13 protein-coding genes are annotated in these 16,990 nt (G+C 72.8%); 9 read left to right on the plus strand and 4 right to left on the minus strand.

What is annotated here, in order from left to right:
• Nucleotides 1-968: 968 nt before the first annotated feature.
• Together WME85_RS28540 and WME85_RS28545 are read right to left on the minus strand one after the other, a co-directional pair.
• Entirely contained in the window at nt 969-2,216 is a 1,248-nt protein-coding gene (locus tag WME85_RS28540) for a serine/threonine-protein kinase (protein WP_437825651.1), read from the minus strand.
• 121 nt (nt 2,217-2,337) lie between these two features.
• Nucleotides 2,338-4,995, minus strand: a complete 2,658-nt coding sequence (locus WME85_RS28545) for a protein kinase domain-containing protein (protein ID WP_437825653.1) — start codon at nt 4,993-4,995, stop codon at nt 2,338-2,340.
• Nucleotides 4,996-5,162: 167 nt separating this feature from the next.
• Between WME85_RS28545 and WME85_RS28550 the strand changes: the two genes are divergently transcribed.
• Nucleotides 5,163-6,815, plus strand: a complete 1,653-nt coding sequence (locus WME85_RS28550) for a protein kinase domain-containing protein (protein WP_437825655.1) — start codon at nt 5,163-5,165, stop codon at nt 6,813-6,815.
• A gap of 357 nt (nt 6,816-7,172) precedes the next feature.
• Nucleotides 7,173-7,658 (plus strand): hypothetical protein, encoded by a 486-nt coding sequence (locus tag WME85_RS28555; protein ID WP_437302199.1) that lies wholly within the window; start codon nt 7,173-7,175, stop codon nt 7,656-7,658.
• A gap of 183 nt (nt 7,659-7,841) precedes the next feature.
• Here the strand turns inward: WME85_RS28555 and WME85_RS28560 are convergent, their stop codons facing one another.
• The gene (locus WME85_RS28560; protein WP_437825658.1) at nt 7,842-9,002 is read right to left on the minus strand and encodes a hypothetical protein; all 1,161 of its coding nucleotides are present in this window, start codon (nt 9,000-9,002) and stop codon (nt 7,842-7,844) included.
• A gap of 184 nt (nt 9,003-9,186) precedes the next feature.
• On the opposite strand from WME85_RS28560, the gene WME85_RS28565 reads away from it, so the two are divergent.
• From WME85_RS28565 to WME85_RS28595, 7 genes are all read left to right on the plus strand, one after another.
• A complete protein-coding gene (locus WME85_RS28565) occupies nt 9,187-9,669 on the plus strand; it encodes a peroxiredoxin (protein WP_437825659.1) in 483 nt (160 codons plus the stop codon).
• A 150-nt stretch (nt 9,670-9,819) separates the two neighbouring features.
• Complete coding sequence (locus tag WME85_RS28570) at nt 9,820-11,826, plus strand: DUF4139 domain-containing protein (protein ID WP_437825662.1); 2,007 nt, start codon at nt 9,820-9,822, stop codon at nt 11,824-11,826.
• Between the two features lie 279 nt (nt 11,827-12,105).
• Nucleotides 12,106-12,969 (plus strand): mechanosensitive ion channel family protein, encoded by an 864-nt coding sequence (locus WME85_RS28575; protein ID WP_437825664.1) that lies wholly within the window; start codon nt 12,106-12,108, stop codon nt 12,967-12,969.
• Nucleotides 12,970-13,117: 148 nt separating this feature from the next.
• The gene (locus WME85_RS28580) at nt 13,118-13,930 is read left to right on the plus strand and encodes a mechanosensitive ion channel family protein (RefSeq protein WP_437825666.1); all 813 of its coding nucleotides are present in this window, start codon (nt 13,118-13,120) and stop codon (nt 13,928-13,930) included.
• Between the two features lie 175 nt (nt 13,931-14,105).
• On the plus strand, nt 14,106-14,747 hold the full coding sequence (locus WME85_RS28585; RefSeq protein WP_437825667.1) for an HD domain-containing protein: 642 nt from the start codon (nt 14,106-14,108) through the stop codon (nt 14,745-14,747).
• A 196-nt stretch (nt 14,748-14,943) separates the two neighbouring features.
• Nucleotides 14,944-15,300 (plus strand): hypothetical protein, encoded by a 357-nt coding sequence (locus WME85_RS28590; protein ID WP_437825669.1) that lies wholly within the window; start codon nt 14,944-14,946, stop codon nt 15,298-15,300.
• On the plus strand, nt 15,297-15,716 hold the full coding sequence (locus tag WME85_RS28595; RefSeq protein WP_437825670.1) for an HNH endonuclease: 420 nt from the start codon (nt 15,297-15,299) through the stop codon (nt 15,714-15,716). The genes WME85_RS28590 and WME85_RS28595 overlap by 4 nt, the downstream gene beginning before the upstream one ends.
• Before the next feature lie 101 nt (nt 15,717-15,817).
• Here the strand turns inward: WME85_RS28595 and WME85_RS28600 are convergent, their stop codons facing one another.
• Nucleotides 15,818-16,780: a diacylglycerol/polyprenol kinase family protein gene (locus WME85_RS28600; protein ID WP_437825671.1), complete on the minus strand. Its 963-nt coding sequence runs from the start codon at nt 16,778-16,780 to the stop codon at nt 15,818-15,820.
• Nucleotides 16,781-16,990 lie beyond the last annotated feature (210 nt).

The following is a 16,990-nucleotide window of genomic DNA, read 5'->3' on the forward strand; positions in this document are numbered from 1 at the left end:
CGAGACAGCTGACCGAGAGCCTGTGAGAGGACGCGCCCGCTCGTGAATTGAGGGCCTAGACATGGTTCTCTCTCTTCGCCCGCTGTGGGCACACAAGGTGGAGTGTAGGCGGGACCTGGTGTTTACCCTCGCCCTCGTAGCGGCAGATCGTGGGCACTTCGGCCTGAAACTCCCTCGACTACCTGCCGAGGAACTCCATCAACCACTGCATGGCGGGGCGCGGCTGGCCATTCCTGATTTCAGCGGCCCGGTGATCCGGGAAGGCTCGCAAGGTTCGGTGCTCGTCGCGCCGGTGACACGCTGTGTTGCTCCGCCTCCACCCTGCACTGCTCACCCGGCGCACCGATTCTGGTTCTCATGACCTTTTCGACCCGGAGCGGAACACCATCGTTCGGCATCGCTTTCGCGATGACCGAACGAACGGAGCCGGTGCCGACCCGATGACGAAGGTCGCGGTGCGCCTGACGACCCGTCCAGCAGCGAAGCGAAAGGATACCCCTCACCCAAATGTGAACGATCACATTTTTGGTGTCAACTCCAAATCGGCCAGCCCCCACGTGTCCTCGAGCCCGAGGGAGAACAGGGCCGGCCGGGCTATTCCGGAGCGCTGCGTCAGGAGGGGCGATGAGCGTGTCGACAGCGGGCGCCTCATGTGCGCGTCGCCTGAGCGCGCTCCGGCGACGCGCGGGCAGGACCGGGATCGAGGACAGCCGCAAGCGGTCCACCGGGTCTGACGCCGATTATGTGAGCGCTCACAATACGCTCGTGGGCAACGTCCCCTCCTGCGAGACGATGCCGGTCGGAGGAGGAGGAGAGTCAGGCAGCGCAGCGCGGCAGCCTCCTCGGCGTCGTGGAGGTCGATGACCACGTCCGCGCGAAGCTCCACCGGCACGATCGGATCAAGCGAGGAGCCGGCGACGCGGACGGCGGCGTGCGACGGCCAAGCGGCGCGGCCCCGCCGCTCGCGCTCAACCCCGCGAGGGCCGCCGCGGCGCCAGTATCCCGCTGGGATCCGCCTCGCCCACCACCCCGGACGCGTGCATCGCCCGCAGGGCGGCGACGCTCTCCGGCGTGGCGAGCGGCCCTCCCGGAGCATAGGACGGCGCCAGCAGCTTCAGCGGCTCCGAGAGGATCGCCGCGACCAGCCCGCCGACACGCTCGCGCGACGCCGCATGCCCCTCGCGCTCGGCCGCCTCCCGGAGCGCCCGCGCGAACTCGGCCGCCGTCGGCCAGCGCGCGTCGCGGTCGCGCTCGAGCGCCCGCGCGACGGCGGCGGTGACCGCCTGGCCCACGCCCTCGCGCTCGCTCGAGAGCGGCGGGATCTCCCGCTCGAGCACGGCGTGGAGGATCGAGAGCATGCTGCTGCCCATGAACAGGCGCCTGCCCGCCAGCACCTCCCACGCCACGACCCCGAGGGAGAACACGTCCGAGCGCCGGTCCAGCGCCCGCGCGTGCGCCTGCTCCGGCGAGAGGTAGCTCAGCTTCCCCTTCACCGTCCCGGTCTTCGTCCGCGTCGTGCGGCGCAGGGCGTACGCGAGCCCGAGGTCGCAGATGCTCGCCCGCCCGTCGACGCCGACGAGGATGTTGGAGGGCGAGATGTCCCGATGGATCACCTGGAGCAGCTCCCCCGCGCTGTCGCGCGCCTCGTGCGCGGCGTGCAGCCCCTCGGCCGCCTGCGCGATGAGATCGAGCGCGTCGCCGATCTCGAGCATCTCCGGAGGGCGGGTGAGGTTCTTGAGCGTCACCCCGACGACGAGCTCCATCACGATGTAAGGCGCTCCCCCCTCGTCGAGGCCGTAATCGAGCACCGGCACGAAATTCGGGCTCACGACGCGCGACGCGATGCCCGCCTCGTCGAAGAGCATGGCCGCATAGCCCGACTCGTACCGCAGGTCGGCGCGGATCCGCTTCACCGCGACGAGCGGCTCGCGGCCTGGATCGGCGCCGCCCACCTCGACCGCAGCTGACGAGCCGCCCGCCTCGAGGACGCTTGCCGGCACGCCCGCGACCGCAGCTGCCGAGATGCCCTCGACTGCAGCTGCCGTGACGCCCGCCTCGACCGCCTCCGTGGAACAGCCAGCCTCGGACGGACCGCCCGCGGCCCCGGCGCCTGCCGCGCGGGCGCGCCGGGCGATGAAGACCTCGGCCATGCCGCCCATGGCCAGCTGCAACAGCAGCTCGTATGGACCGACAGCGCCCTGCCCAGACGAATCCATGATCGATACTCTGGGCGGCCAGTTATCACGTCAATGTAAATTCATCAACCTTGCCCATTTTACGCTCTGTCGCGTTTCCGCCGCTTTCCGCGCTTCCCGCGCCCAGCCACGATGATGTCGCCTACGCAGGGCCGCGCGCGCCTGCGTAGGGCCGCGCGGCGGCGCCGCCCGTGCGCTCGGCCTCGACGCTGCGCTCGGCGTGCTCGCCCAGCACCCGCTCGTCGGTCTCGCCCACCGAGCGCAGCCAGCGCGCCGCCGCCCGGTGGCCGGCGGCGCGATCGCCGTCCGTGAGCATCCCGTAGGCGGCGTCGCGCACCAGCGCGTGGCGGAACGTGAGCTCCTCGTGGCCCGGGTAGCGCGACGCGCCGCGCCGGGCGACGAGCTCCTCCGAGAGCAGGCTCTTCAGCCAGCGATCGAGCGACTCGGCCGACGTGCCGGCGCCGAGCAGCTGCCGCACCCCCTCGGTCCAGAAGCTGCCGCCGAACAGGCTCGCCGCCCGCAACGTGCGCCGCGCCTCCGCCGGCAGCGCCTCGATGCGCGCGTGCATCAGGGCCACGACCGTGGGCGGCAGGTCGCTGCGGCCCTCGGCGCGCGCGCGCATGAGCTCCTCCAGGAAGAACGGGTGGCCGTCCGCGTGCTCGACGAGCCTCGCCACCTCGACCGGCGCGAGCTCCTCGCCGAACACGCTGCGGACGAGCCGCTCGGCCGCGCGCGGGCTGAGCGGCCCGAGCTTGATGTGCTGCACCCCGCGCTGCACCCACAGCCCGGGGAACGTCTCCATCACGCTGTGGCGCGCGAAGCCGAGCACGAGCAGCGGGCGGTCGGAGAGCGCCTGGAGCGCCTCGTCCAGCACGGCGACCGAGGCGTGATCGCTCCAGTGCATGTCGTCGAGCACCACCACGACCGGCCCCGCCTCGCAGCGCGCGGTGAGCCAGTCGAGCACGGCGCGGCGGGCCTGATCGCCCATCGCGACGGCGTCCCCGCGCGCGGCGTGGAGCTCCGGATCCGGGTCGTCGAACGGCGTGCCCGCGATCTCGCCGAGCGACCACGCGACGCGCCGCGCGTCGTCGAGCGGCGCCGGCGCGGCGCGCGCCACGAGCTCGCGGATCTTGGCGCGCCGCGCCTCGATCGGCTCGCCGGGCAGGCACCCGGCGGCCGCGAGGACGATCTCGCCGAGCATGCCGAACGGCGCCCCCGCGCCGAGCGGATCGCCGCGCGCGACGTAGACCGACGCGCGCGCGTCGCCCTCGCGCACCGCGCGCACGACCTCGTTGCGCAGGCGGGTCTTGCCGATGCCCGCCTCGCCGAGCACCAGCGCGGCGCGCGCCACGGGCTCGTCCGCGCTCTGCTCGAAGAGGCCGCGCAGCATCGCGATCTCGCGATCGCGCCCGACGAACGCGGTGACGCGCCCGAGCAGCGTGCCCTCCGGCTCCGAGCCCTCGCGCTCGCCCTTCAGCAGGAACGACGGGCCGTCGCCGCTCACCTCGAAGCGCGGGGCCGCGAGCCCCGCCGTCACCTCGTCGATGCGCACGTCGCCCTCGGCCTCGCGCAGCGCGGCGACGGCGCGGTCGATCACGTCGCCCGCGGGCAGGCGCTCGCCCACCTGCGCCCGGCCGGTGGCGAGCGCGACGGGGCGGCCGGGCAGGCGCGCCTTCATCGCGAGCGCGCACTGCGCGGCGCGCGCGGCGAGGTCGAAGGCGACCATCGTGCCGGAGCCGCCGCGGCCGGAGAACACCTCGTCGGTCTGCGAGGAGAGGATCACCATGCGCGTGCCGCCCGGGAGCCGCACGCGGTCGCCGCCGAACGCCTCCGCGATCTCGGCGACGACCCGCTCCACCCCGCGGTCGCTCGCCGGCTCGGGGTCCGCGACCCCCACGTCGACGAGGACGACGCTGATGAGCCGCCGCTCGTCGCCGGTCACCGAGGCCGGCGCGCCGTCCCCGCCCTCGCCGGGGGCGCGCGCGAGCAGGGCGCGGGTCTCCGCGAGCGCGGCCGACGCCGCGCGGCCGTCGGCGGGGCGCGCCGCCGGGTCCTTCGCGAGCAGGCGCGCGACGAGCTCGTCGATCGGGGTCGGCACGTCCGGGCGCCGGTCGGCGAGGCGCGGCGCCTCCTCGAGGAGGATGCGGCACATCTCGGCGAGCGGGTCGTCGGCCGCGAAGGGGCGCTGCCCCGCGACGCACTCGAAGAGCAGCACGCCGAGCGCGAAGACGTCCGCGCGCGCGTCGACCTCGGCGTCGCCGCGCGCCTGCTCGGGCGCGACGTAGCCGAGCGACCCGACGAGCGAGCTGGCCTCGGTGACGAGCGTGGTCGACGCGGCCGCGCGCGCGACGCCGAAGTCGAGCAGCACGACGCCATCGACCCTGCCGTCGCGGAGCAGCACGTTGCTCGGCTTCAGGTCGCGGTGCGTGATCCCGAGCGCGTGCACGGCGGCGAGCGCCTCCGCGATCTGGTGCGCGACGAGCAGCGCGTCGGCCACGGGGAGCGCGCCCTCTTCGAGGCGCTCGCCGAGCGTCACCCCGTCGAGCCACTCCATCGCGAGCCACAGGGCGCCGTCGTCGCTCGTGCCGTGCGCGATGTGCTGGACGATGAGGGGGTGCTGCACGGCCTCGAGCAGGCGCGCCTCGCGCCGGAAGCGGGCCGCGAGCTCCGGGGGTGCGACCTTGAGCGCCACGGGGCGGCCCGTCAGCTGGTCGGTCGCCCGGTAGACCATGCCCATCCCGCCGGAGGCGGCGAGGCGGTGCACCTCGAACCGGCCTGCGACCAGCGTGCCCTCGCGCATGGCGCAAGCTTATCCGAGAGCTCCTGCGACGTCCGCGGTCGGCGCGCTCGGTGGTGACGGTTCGGGGTGATTGTTGTACGCTGTGCGCGCAGACGCCCGGCGGACCACGTTGCGCGCACAGGACGCCTTCTCGGGTCGGCGGCTCGGCTGATGGAGAGGCACCCCCGATGAACCCCGGACAGCAGGTGACGAGCACGCTCAGGCTAGCGCGCCAGCTCGGGAAGGGGGCGATGGGGAGCGTGTGGGTGGCCGATCACCTCACGCTCGGGACGCAGGTCGCGGTGAAGTTCATGTCGCCGGCCTACGCGGAGCAGAGCGGCTTCGTGGAGCGCTTCCGGCGCGAGGCGATGGCGGCCGCGCAGATCAAGAGCCCGCACGTCGCGCAGGTCTTCGATCACGGCGTCACGGCCGACGGCGTGCCGTACATCGTGATGGAGCTGCTCGAGGGCGAGGACATGAAGAGCCGCATGCAGCGGCTCGGCGCGCTCCCGCCGATCGAGGTCACGGGGATCGTGTCGCAGACGGCGAAGGCGCTCGGGCGGGCCCACCAGCTCGGGATCGTCCACCGCGACATCAAGCCGGACAACATCTTCCTGCTCGACGTCGAGGGGGAGCTGTTCGTGAAGGTGGTCGACTTCGGGGTGGCCAAGCGCGTCCAGGGCGCGCCCCAGGGCGATCTCGGGATGACGTCGACCGGGAGCGTCCTGGGCACGCCGCTCTACATGAGCCCCGAGCAGCTGCTCAGCGCGAAGCACGTCGACCTCCGCGCGGATCTCTGGGGGCTCGCGGTGGTCGCGTACCACGCGCTCACGGGGCAGGTCCCGTTCAGGGGCGAGACGCTCGGGGCGCTGTCGGTGGTGCTCCACACCGGGATCTTCACGCCGCCGAGCGCGCTGCGGCCGGAGCTCTCCCCGGCGATCGACGCCTGGATGAAGCGGGCGCTGGCGCTCGATCCCGCGGCGCGCTTCGCGTCGGCGCGGCAGATGGCGGAGGCGCTGGAGCACGCGGTCCTCGGGATCTCGCGCACGGCGTTCACGACCGACCCCGCGTCCGGGGGCGATCGAGCCAGCCACGCGGGCGCGCCCGGGAGCGCGTCGCAGCCGGTGCTGTTCGGGGCGCCGACGCCGGTGCCCGCGGCGTCTGGCGGGCTGCTCGCGCCGGGCGCGCCGTCGTCGGCGCCAGGCGCGCCGGGCGCGCCGGGCGCGCCGCTCTCGACCACCGGCACGCCGTCGTCGGCGCCGGGCGCGCGGCTCTCGATCAGCGGCACGCCGGGACGGACGCTCGCGGGCATGGCGACGTCGGGGTCGGACGGGTCGCGCCGCTGGGCACCGGCGATCCTGGCGGCGGCGCTCGCCCTCGGTGCGCTCGTGTCGGTGGCTGTGTTCTTTGCGACGAGGACCTCGCCCAGCGTCGACGTGACACCTTCATCGGACGACCAGCCGGCCCGGACGTCCGCGCCCGGTGCGGCGCAGCCCGAGGTGACCGCCGCTCAGGGCGCCGCGACGGCGCCGGCCAGCGCCGCCGCGCCGGTGGCGGTGGGGCAGACGGACACGGCGCCGCCCGCGAGCGCGGCGACGGCAGAGCCCGCAAAGGCGACGGCGCCAGCGGCCGTCCAGGCGGGTCCGCAGGCGACCCAGACGGGCGCGCCAGGGGCGAAGCCGGCGGCGCAAGCGGCCAGGCCGGGCGCTTCCGCGGCGCCGCGCGGCACGACGGACGGCCGCGGCGGCGTCACGCGCGCCACGTCGAGAGACGCGGCGCCGGGCCGCGGGACGGCCACGAAGCCGCAGCCGCAGCCGCCCGAGGACACGATCGGCTTCTGAGGCGCGCCTCGCCTCCGGGAGTCCGGCCGCCCCAGGCGCCCGTGAGCGCGAGCACCGCGGTCGCCGTCGAGCCGCCGTCGAATCGCGTGGCCGAGGCACGCCCCTGAACATCGCCCGCGGCGCCGCACGCCTGCAAATCCTGGAACAAACCGCGATCCGTGGGCGAAAGTCAGCATCAGAAAGCGAGGCGCACCGGGCGCAGTGCGACATCCCGCCTCGCCCGCCTCCGGGCGTCGAGCTGATGGAATCGGCGAAATCGCGCCAGCGCGAGAGAATTCTGAATTGGCACAGGTCATGCGGTATCCGCCGCGGGGGCCCGGAGCGAGGGCGCGCTCAAGGCGAAGGAGGTCTCTTCACATGGCGAAGCTCGTAATTGGCCTGGTTCAGACGCGCGATGACGCGATAGCTGCGGCGGAACGCATCATCGACTGCGGCTACGCGCGGCCGGACATCAGCCTGCTGATGACCGACGCGACGCGCCACCGGTGCTTCCGGATCCCGGACGGAACGCCGCCGGCGCACACGTTCGGCGCCGCCATCGCGATGAGCGCGGTGGTCCCCGACCTCGGGTTCGTCGTGGCAGGCCCGCTGGCCGCCGTGGTGGCCAGCGCGGTCGGCGCCGGGATCACGGGCGGACTGCGCGAGATCCTCATCACCGCCGGCGTCCCGAAGCACTGGGCGGAGCGCTACGAGACAGGCGTCAGACAGGGCGGAATACTGGTGAGTGTATTCGCCCACAGCGAACGCGATGTCGGCCTGCTCCACCTGATCCTCGACGATCCCGGCAGGTACGCGGTCCGTCCGGCGACCATCGGGCCCCAGGCGTACGACACGTTCCTGTGATCGACGGCGCGCAGCAGAGCGCCCCGTCTCACGGGCGCCGATGCGTGGTTTCAATCGAATCGCGCGTAGCAGAGCGCCCCAGCGGCAGGGCCCGGGGCGCTCGTGTTGTACTCACTCAATCGAACCTGGGACAGCCCTGTGCGGCCGTTCAATTCTGAGCGCGAACGCTGCCCGTGTCCTGGATCAGCCACCCAGGGACCTGAGCCGCGCGCGCAGCATCAGCGCCCCGATGAGGTCCTCCTCGGCGTCGCTCCGGCGCGACCAGCCGAGCGACAGGTAGCGCAGGAGCTCGCCGAACGTCGGACCGGCCGGCGCCGCGCTCGTGCCGCCGCGCACGAGCCAGAGCTGCTCGCCGTCGGCCCCGAGCGCGACGACGGCCCGCTGCGCCGCGCCGCCGCCGCCGAGCGCCGAGCCCGACAGGCGGGCGAGCGGGTAGAGCCGCCGCGCCGCCGCGGCCTCCCAGCCGGGCTCGCGCTCGTGGCCGCGGAGCTCGTCCTCGCGGAGGAAGCGCAGCGTGCCCTCGATGGCGCCGATCGCCAGCTCCCGGTAGAGATCCTCCGGATCCGCGGGATCGGCCCAGTCGTACGCGCGCGCGAACGCCTCGTACGTCGCCGGCGCGGCGACGCCGCGGACCGGCGGCGGGGACGCGGGGGCGCCGCGGCCGCCCTCGCGCCGGAGCGCCCGGTTGAGGCGGGCCACCTCGGCGGCGATCGACGCCGGCCCGGGCTCGACGAGGCGCACGTCGACACGGCGCTCCGGCGCGAAGAGGCCGCTCATGAGCGCGCCCAGCACCGGGGCGCCCAGCTCGGCCGCGAGGAACGTCGAGCCGCGGTGCGGCCGGATCGCCCGATCCAACGCCTCGCGCTCCTGCTGCTCGGTCGCGCCTTCCGGGAGGTCGATGTCGACCTCGACGACATCGCTGCGGTCGGGCGTCTCCACGCCGGCCTCGACGCCCTCCTCCCCTTCCCTCACGAAGTACCGCACGAACCCGCTCGCCTCGAAGCGCCAGCCGTCGTCGTGGACGACCTCCTCCGAGAAGACGAGCGCGTAGATCGTGGCGCCCGGGTGGCCCAGCTCGGCCGCCGCGTCGAGCACGGCGACCGGCGGCGAGAGCTCGTCGTCGAAGAGCTCGACGAGGTGATCGAGCTCGTCGCCCCCGGCGGCGGCGGGCTCGCCGCTCGCGTAGTACGCGGCGCAGAAGCCGGGCACGCCCGGGAGCGGCGCGACGAACAGGCGCGGCGAGGCGACGGCCCAGCCGCCGAGCGCGACGGCGAAGCCCTGCGACAGCGCGCGGTCCGGGATCTCGGCCGGTCGGAAGATCAGCGCAGCGAACGTGGTGGCCATGGGGCGCTCAGGTTAGCCCGATCGCCGGCCGCGGCGCGCGTTTGCCGCGGCGCGCGCCGCGACTTGATAACCGCTTACTCAAGTTCTCCCGGATCCGAGGCCCGGCGGCGGTCGATCCGCCGCGCGGCGAGCGCGACTCCTGACGCGCCCTGGACGCGCCGCGGCGATCAGGTAAGACGACATCATGTTCGGCCAATCCACCCTGTCCGCCGGCGAGACCGCCCCCGACTTCGACCTTCAATCGCAGAAGGGGGAGTCCGTGAAGCTCTCCGACTTTCGCGGCAAGAAGACCGTCGTCCTCTTTTTCTATCCCAAGGACGACACCCTGATCTGCACCGCGGAGTCGTGCGCTTTCCGCGATCAGTACGACGCGTTCGCGGAGGCCGGCGCCGAGGTGATCGGCGTGAGCGCCGACTCGGAGGGGTCTCACGAGCAGTTCGCGCAGAAGCACCGCCTGCCCATGACGCTGCTCAGCGATCCCGGCCGGCAGACCGCGGCGCGCTACGGCGTCAAGCCGCTCCTCGGGCTGCTGCCAGGGCGCGTGACGTTCGTCATCGATCGGGACGGCGTCATTCGACACGCCTTTTCCTCCCAGCTCCGCGCTTCCAGGCACGTCCAGGAGGCGCTCGCCGTGGTGAAGCGGCTCGAGGCCTCGGGCCGCGAATAACGGCGCGCGGCCAACGCGCCAGCGCTGCGCGAGGTGTTGGCCGACCCCGCGCCGACCCCGCGCCGACCCCGCGTCGTTGACGCCCTCCGGAGGGGCGTTATAGACCGACAAGGCGAGGCCATCGCACGCCTCCGCCGGGGGGAGGCAACGATGGATCACAGGGTCTGGACGACAGCGACGCTGGCGGCCGCCACGATGGATAATGCCCGGCCAGGGGCCGCGAGGGACGCGCTCCCGCTCCGCCGGGTCGTGCTCTCCACGGGCGGGGTCGGGTATTTCGAGCACGAGGCGCGCGTGCGCGGCGACGCCGAGCTCGCGCTCGAGGTGCGGCTCGATCAGGTCGACGACGTGCTGAAGAGCCTCGTCGTCTATGACGATCGCGGCGCCGCCGGGAAGATCACGCTTTCCGGGAGGGAGCCGCTGCGCGACCTCTTCCGCGAGCTCCCGTTCGACGAGGGCGCGCTCGAGTCAGCGGCCGCCCTGCTGAACGCGCTGCGCGGCGCCGAGGTGCGGACCCGCGGGCTGCAGGGCGCGATCGTGGGGCGGATCGTCGCGGTCACGGAGGCGCAGGTAGGCGTGCCTGGCGGCGGCACGGAGGCGCGGCACCGGCTCGCGCTGATGTCGGACGGCGCGCTGAAGCATGTCGTCCTGGAGGAGCTCGAGGGCGTCGAGTTCGTCGAGGAGCGGCTCAGGCAGCAGGTCGGCGCGGCGCTCCTCGGCCTCGCGAGCGGGCGCGAGCGGAACCGCCGCGAGCTCGTCGTGCGCGCGGCCGGCGAGGGCGAGCGCGTCGTCCGGGTGGCCTACGTCGTCGAGGTGCCGCTCTGGAAGACATCGTATCGGCTCACCGTCCCGGAAGATCCGCGCAAGACGACCGGCGCGCTCTCCGGGTGGGCCGTCGTCGAGAACCAGAGCGGCGGCGACTGGGAGAACGTCGATTTCACCCTCGTGTCGGGCAACCCGGTGACGTTCCGCCAGGCGCTTTACGAGATCTACTACGTGTCGCGGCCGGAGGTGCCCGTCGACGTCGCGGAGCGGGTGCTGCCGCGGCTCGACGAGGGCGCCGCGGCGCTCGTGGCCAGGGCCGGGCGGCTCGCGCGCTACCGCGCGGGCGCGGGCGCCGAGGCGGTCGCCGCGCCCGTCGCGCCGGCCGCGCCCGCCGACAAGCGCGAGCCGGAGCCCGAGGAGGCGGCGACGCAGGTCGTGTTCCACTTCCCGGCGCCCCTCACGCTCGCGAGCGGGCAGACGGCGCTCCTGCCGATCGTCCAGCGCGAGATCCCGGCGGAGCGGCTCTGGCTCTATCAGCCCGAGGCGAGCGCGCGCAGCCCGCTCGCCTCGGCGCGGCTGCGGAACGACGGCGACACGAGCCTGCCGCCCGGCGCGATGACGGTCTACGAGCGCTCCGACCAAGGGGTCGTCACCTACGTCGGCGACGCCCGCCTGGCGCCGCTGCCGCCGGGGGAATCGCGGCTCGTGAGCTTCGCCGTGGACCGGAAGGTGCGTATCGACCGCGAGGAGCGGGGCGAGGAGACGCTCTCGCGCGCGCGGATCCAGGGCGGCGTGCTCGAGATGGTGAGGACCGCCCGCAGGGTGACCGACTACACGATCGTGGGCGCCGCGCGCGAGCCGCGCGTCGTGCTCATCGAGCACCCGCGCGTCGCCGGCTGGGAGCTCGCCGAGCCGAGGGAGGGCGTCGAGGCGACCCGCGACCGCTACCGCATCCGGCGCGAGGTAGCGGCGGGCGAGACCGCGCGCGTCACGGTCGCGCTGGAGCAGCCCGTCTCGCACACGGTGGCGCTCACGGGGCTCTCCGGCGAGCAGATCGAGGTGTACCTGTCCTCGCGCGAGATCCCCGAGGCGCTGCGCGCGGTGTTCGTGCGGCTCGCGGAGCTGCGGGCCGCGATCGCCGACCGGCAGCGCGCGCTCTCGGCGCTGGAGGCGGAGATCGCGGGGCTGCGCGACGAGCAGGAGCGCGTGCGCCAGAACCTCAAGGCCGTGCCCGCGGGGAGCGCGCTCCAGGAGCGCTACCTCAAGGCGCTGAGCGAGCAGGAGGACCGGATCGCGGCGGCCTCGGCGAAGCTGCCTCCCGCGCGGGAGGCGGTGGCCAGCGCGGAGCGGGCGCTCTCGGACTACGTGCGCGGGCTGTCGCTCACGACCTAGCTCCGGGCGCGCGGCGGAGGTCTCGCCGGGCCGGCCGGCCGGCGGCCTACCGTCATCGCGAAACAGAGACGACATCGGGCGGCGACGAGGTCGCTGCCTCGAGGTCACCTGATGCGCGCGGGCCGCAAGGCTGATGCCTGGAAACCTCTATCGCGCTCTCGCGTCGCGGAGCTGCGGTGTGATAGAGCTACCCGCCGGGGGGAATCTCGCGACGCGAGGCGCGCACGCGCCTTGCACCGGGCCCCCGCGAGCGGCGCGCACGTCGCCAGGAGGCTTGAGATGGACGAGAGGGTTCAGCGGTACGTCGACATGGGGGTAGCGCTCGGGGTCAACCTCGGCGGGAAGATCGTGGGCGCGATCCTGGTCTGGGTCATCGGCCGCCTGATCATCCGAGGGGCGCTGTCGGTGATGCAGCGGAGCGCCGCGCTGAAGAAGCTCGACGTGACGCTGGCTCACTACCTGGAGTCGGCGACGTCCGTGCTGCTGAACATCCTGCTGATCATCGCGGTGCTCAGCGTCTTCGGCGTCGAGACGACCACCTTCGCCAGCTTGCTCGCGGCGGTCGGCATCGCCATCGGCATGGCGTGGTCGGGCCTCTTGTCGAACCTCGCGGCAGGTATCTTCATGATCCTCCTGCGCCCCTTCAAGGTGGGCGACGCCGTGACGGCCGGCGGCGTGACGGGCAAGGTCCACTCGATCGGCCTCTTCGCGACGACCCTCGACACGGCCGACAACATCCGCACCATCGTGGGCAACAGCAAGATCTTCAGCGACACCATCCAGAATTTCAGCACGAACCCGTTCCGCCGCGTCGACTGCACCGCGCAGCTCGCCCACGGCGCGGATCACGAGGCGGCGATCGAGCGGCTCAAGGCGCGCCTCGCGCTCGTCCCCGAGGTGATGAAGGAGCCCGCGCCCAGCGTCGAGATCCTGGAGTTCAACCTCGCCGGGCCCGTGCTGGCCGTCCGGCCCTTCTGCCATAACGATCACTACGGGACTGTCTTCTTCGCCACCACGAGGATCATCCGCGAGGAGCTCGGCAAGCTGGGGTTGCCGGTCCCGGGCCAGCACGTGCACATCCAGCAGCTCGCGGCGACGCCTCCCCTGCGCAATGGGAACGCCGAGGCGCACCCCGCGGCCTGAGCCCATCGGCCGGAAGTCCAGCCAGCATCGCCGCGCTTCTACGCCGCTGCGCGGGCGGCGCGGGCGGCTGATCGACAGGCCTTGAGGCCGGCGGCCAGATCCTCTACGCCCCGGGAGCCGCGGGCGGCGCACGCGAGGTCATCACCCCATGGACTTCCAGGAACTGGTACCATCGCTCGCCACGCTCAGGGCGATCGCCATCGCGCTCGCCATCCTCATCGTCGGATGGCTGGCGAGCAAGTGGGCGAGCCGGATCGCCTCGAAGGCGCTCTCCAAGACCCACCTGGATCAGGCGCTGGTGCGGTTCCTGGCGTCGATGCTCCGGTACCTCGTGCTCACGGCGACGCTCATCGCGTCGCTGGAGACGGTGGGCATCCACACGACGAGCCTCGTGGCCGTCATCGCCTCGGCCGGGCTGGCGGTAGGGCTCGCGCTGCAAGGCAGCTTGAGCAACTTCGCGAGCGGCGTGCTCATCCTCTTCTTCAAGCACTTCGAGCTCGGGGACAAGGTCGCCATCGGGGACCACAAGGGCATCGTCGAGGACATCGGGCTGTTCACCACCACGCTCGTGTCGACGGACAACGAGAAGATCGTGATCCCGAACGCCTCGGTGACCAACGGCCCGATCTTGAACTACTCCGATCGAGGGCTGCTGCGCGGCGCCGTGACGGTCACCGTGGAGGGCCGGCTGCGCGACCTCGGGCCGGCGATGGAGGCCCTGGTGCGCGCGGGCAAGCGGGCTGGCGGCGTGGCGCAGGAACCGGCGCCCACGGTGTTCTTGACCGACATGGAGGACGGCTCTCTCGACCTCACGCTGACCGCCTGGTACAGCGCGCTGGAAGAGGACGGGAGCATGCACAACCTGCGTGTCGCGGTCCTGGAGGAGCTCGACGCGACGGGCGTCAAGCTGATGAACCGGACGCAGCTCATCCTCCATCAGCGGAGCAAGATGCCGTCCTGACAGTCCATCTTGCGGTCGCACGAGCGTCTCTGATCACGAGGGTCGCCCCATCGGGGGCTTCGGCGTCGGGTTCATGAACAGCCACCCTGGCGGCGCCAGGAGCGCTCGCCACGCGAAGGCGCCGGCAGCTCCTGTCCTCGTTGCGCGAATCCGCGTCCGCGGATAAGAGGCGGGGATGAGAGACTGGGAGGCGCTGTTCGTGAAGAAGCTCGAGGAGACCGACCTCGGCAACGACCCGGCCCACGATCTGGCGCACTTCACGAGGGTGGTCGCCACGGCCAAGGCCCTCGCGGCGGACGAGGGAGCCAGGCTCGATGTCGTCGTCCCCGCGGCCTGGCTGCACGATCTCGTGAATGTCCCCAAGAACGATCCCAGGCGCTCCCAGGCGTCGCGGCTCTCCGCGGAGGAGGCGCTGCGCTTCCTCCGGAGCGTCGACTACCCCGAGGGCTCCCTCGCGGACATCGCCCACGCCATCGAGGCCCACAGCTACAGCGCGGGGATCGCGCCGAGGACCCTCGAGGCCAGGGTCGTCCAGGATGCCGACCGCCTCGATGGGCTGGGGGCGATCGGCATCGCCCGCTGCTTCGCCGTGGGCGGGCTGCTCGGCGTGCGGTTCTACGATCCGCAGGACCCGTTCGCCGAGCGGAGGCCGTGGGACGACCGCGAGAACGCGATCGACCACTTCCACGTGAAGCTGTTCAAGACCGCCGAGGGACTCACGACGGCAGCGGGGCGCCGCGAGGGCGCGCGACGGGCGGAGTTCATGAGACAGTACCTCGCGCGCCTGGCACAGGAGATCGGCGTCGAGATGCCCTGATCAGCCCGCCGCGGCGACGGTCACCGCGGCCGCCACGGCGACCGGGATCGTGAAGTTGTCGTCCAGCCGCGACGAGAACAGCTCGGTGACCGCGCCGGCGAGGCCGGTGTTCCACGCCGCGTGCGTTCCTCAAGCCCGCGCCATGCCGGTGCCCGCGTGCCGTGCTACGTTCGCCTGGTCCCGTAGAGCACGACCCATGGCCGCCATCACCCTCGATCTTCCAGACGAACTCGCCGATCGGCTGCGCTCGCTGTCCGATCGTCTGCCGAATATCCTGGAGCTGGGCCTCCGCGAGCTCGACGCCTCGTCCATGACGTCATTCTCGGGCGCTTCGGACATCCTGGAGTTCCTCGCCAGCCTGCCCACCCCGGAGGAGGTCCTGGCGCTCCGACCCTCGCCGCAACTCCAGGCGCGGACGAGCGAGCTGCTCGAGAAGAACCAGGCCACGGGACTCTCGTCCGCGGAAGAGGAGGAGTGGCAGCGCTATCAGGCCGTAGAGCATCTGGTGCGGCTCGCGAAGGCCAGAGCGGCGCTGAAGCTACAGCAGCGATGAAGCACATTCCGGCGGCGCTGCGACGGCTCGTCCACGAGCGCGCCGGAGGTGCATGCGAGTACTGCCTCTACCCCGAGTCGATGGCGTTCTCGGTGCACGAGATCGATCACATCGTGGCGCAGAAGCACGGCGGCGAGACGACGGAAGACAACCTGGCCCTGTCGTGCGCGCTCTGCAACAAGCACAAGGGCAGCGATCTCGCCTCGATCGACCCGGACACGGGAGGGCTCGCGGCCATCTTCCATCCGCGCCGCCAGCGCTGGCACGATCACTTCCAGCTCGTCGGGAATTCCATCGTTGGTCTGACGCCGGTGGCCCGGGCGACAGTGCGTCTCTTGCAGCTGAATCATCCGGGCCGGCTCGCCGAGCGTGCGCTCCTGGTCACGGCCGGACTCATCGCAGCCCCGCCTGGTTAGCAGGGCACGGCGAGAGCCGCCCAGCGCACAGAACGCCACGCCGCAGCGTGCCCCGGCAGGCTTCGAGCTGGGATGGTTTGTCCAGATCAGGCGACTTGAAATCAGCCCGCCGCGGCGACGGTCACCGCGGCCGCCACGGCGACCGGGATCGTGAAGTTGTCGTCCAGCCGCGACGAGAACAGCTCGGTGACCGCGCCGGCGAGGCCGGCGACGGCGGCCAGGAAGAGCCGCGACGAGAGCGACGCCGGCGGACCGAGCGCCCACATCACCACGAGAGAGCTCAGCGCGCCCGCCACGAAGAACGCGAGCGTCCCCTCCAGCGAGCGGTTGTCGAGCAGCCGCGTGCGGCCGAAGCGGCGGCCGATGAGGGCCGCCGCCGGATCGGCCACCGCGAGCACCACCACCCCCAGCGACTGGCTCAGCCGCGTCCCGAACAGCGCCAGCAGCAGGAGCGCCGTCACGTACCAGGTCGACGAGTTCACCCGGTAACGCTCGTGCGGGTGAGCCACGTGCTTGAAGACCCGCATCAGCCGCTCGTTCACCCGCTCGCTGAGCCGGCGGGCGATCTCCATCGACCACGCCGACGCCGCGAACGCGCCGCTCACGGCCACGAGCCAGCCGCGCTCGGGCAGGAGCTGGACGAGCCCGAGCACCGCGAGCCCCGACCCCACATGCCACAAGCTGCGCGCATGGTTCGTCGGCCTGACGCTCGGCGGCGCGGCCACGACGCCGCGCAGCGTCAGCAGCAGCGACTCGTAGGCGGGCTGCACCTCCCGCTGGAACGCGATCCACGCCGCCTTGGGCGAGGGCGTCCGGGTCGGGGTCGCCCGCTCGACCGCGGCGAGCAGCGCGTGGAGGCGCTCGCGAAGCCGCTCGATCCTGCCCCCCGCTTCATCGCGCTCGGCGGCGACGACGAGCTCCCGGAGCCGCGACGCCACCCGCTCGATCCGGGCGCGGACCTCGGGCTCGTCCCGGAAGACGAAGACCGCGGGGTCAACCTGACGCAGAAGAGCGCAGAGCTCTTCGGAGACGAGCTTGGTCTCGACGTGCAAGGTGGGGATCACGTTCGCTTTTGTGAGGATAGTTCCCGGAAATCGTTCCGCGTGTCAGCCGTTCGTCATACCGCGGCTCGACAGGTGGGCTGGCTCGCGGGCCGACAATGCAGGCGCCCGCGACGCGCTGCGCCGAAAGACCCCCGTACAACGCCGCGGGCGCGACAGCCGCCCCTGCCGCCACGCCGCGGAGACCGCCCTGCCCGCCGGGTCCCGCGACCG

The organism is Sorangium sp. So ce1153, assembly GCF_051521595.1.
Taxonomy (GTDB): Bacteria; Myxococcota_A; Polyangia; order Polyangiales; family Polyangiaceae; genus Sorangium.

Bases quoted from the DNA above. Each gene is read 5' to 3' on its own strand.
- WME85_RS28540 (WP_437825651.1), bottom strand. From the start codon at position 2,216: ATGGATTCGTCTGGGCAGGGCGCTGTCGGTCCATACGAGCTGCTGTTG.
- WME85_RS28545 (WP_437825653.1), bottom strand. From the start codon at position 4,995: ATGCGCGAGGGCACGCTGGTCGCAGGCCGGTTCGAGGTGCACCGCCTC.
- WME85_RS28550 (WP_437825655.1), top strand. From the start codon at position 5,163: ATGAACCCCGGACAGCAGGTGACGAGCACGCTCAGGCTAGCGCGCCAG.
- WME85_RS28555 (WP_437302199.1), top strand. From the start codon at position 7,173: ATGGCGAAGCTCGTAATTGGCCTGGTTCAGACGCGCGATGACGCGATA.
- WME85_RS28560 (WP_437825658.1), bottom strand. From the start codon at position 9,002: ATGGCCACCACGTTCGCTGCGCTGATCTTCCGACCGGCCGAGATCCCG.
- WME85_RS28565 (WP_437825659.1), top strand. From the start codon at position 9,187: ATGTTCGGCCAATCCACCCTGTCCGCCGGCGAGACCGCCCCCGACTTC.
- WME85_RS28570 (WP_437825662.1), top strand. From the start codon at position 9,820: ATGGATCACAGGGTCTGGACGACAGCGACGCTGGCGGCCGCCACGATG.
- WME85_RS28575 (WP_437825664.1), top strand. From the start codon at position 12,106: ATGGACGAGAGGGTTCAGCGGTACGTCGACATGGGGGTAGCGCTCGGG.
- WME85_RS28580 (WP_437825666.1), top strand. From the start codon at position 13,118: ATGGACTTCCAGGAACTGGTACCATCGCTCGCCACGCTCAGGGCGATC.
- WME85_RS28585 (WP_437825667.1), top strand. From the start codon at position 14,106: ATGAGAGACTGGGAGGCGCTGTTCGTGAAGAAGCTCGAGGAGACCGAC.
- WME85_RS28590 (WP_437825669.1), top strand. From the start codon at position 14,944: ATGGCCGCCATCACCCTCGATCTTCCAGACGAACTCGCCGATCGGCTG.
- WME85_RS28595 (WP_437825670.1), top strand. From the start codon at position 15,297: ATGAAGCACATTCCGGCGGCGCTGCGACGGCTCGTCCACGAGCGCGCC.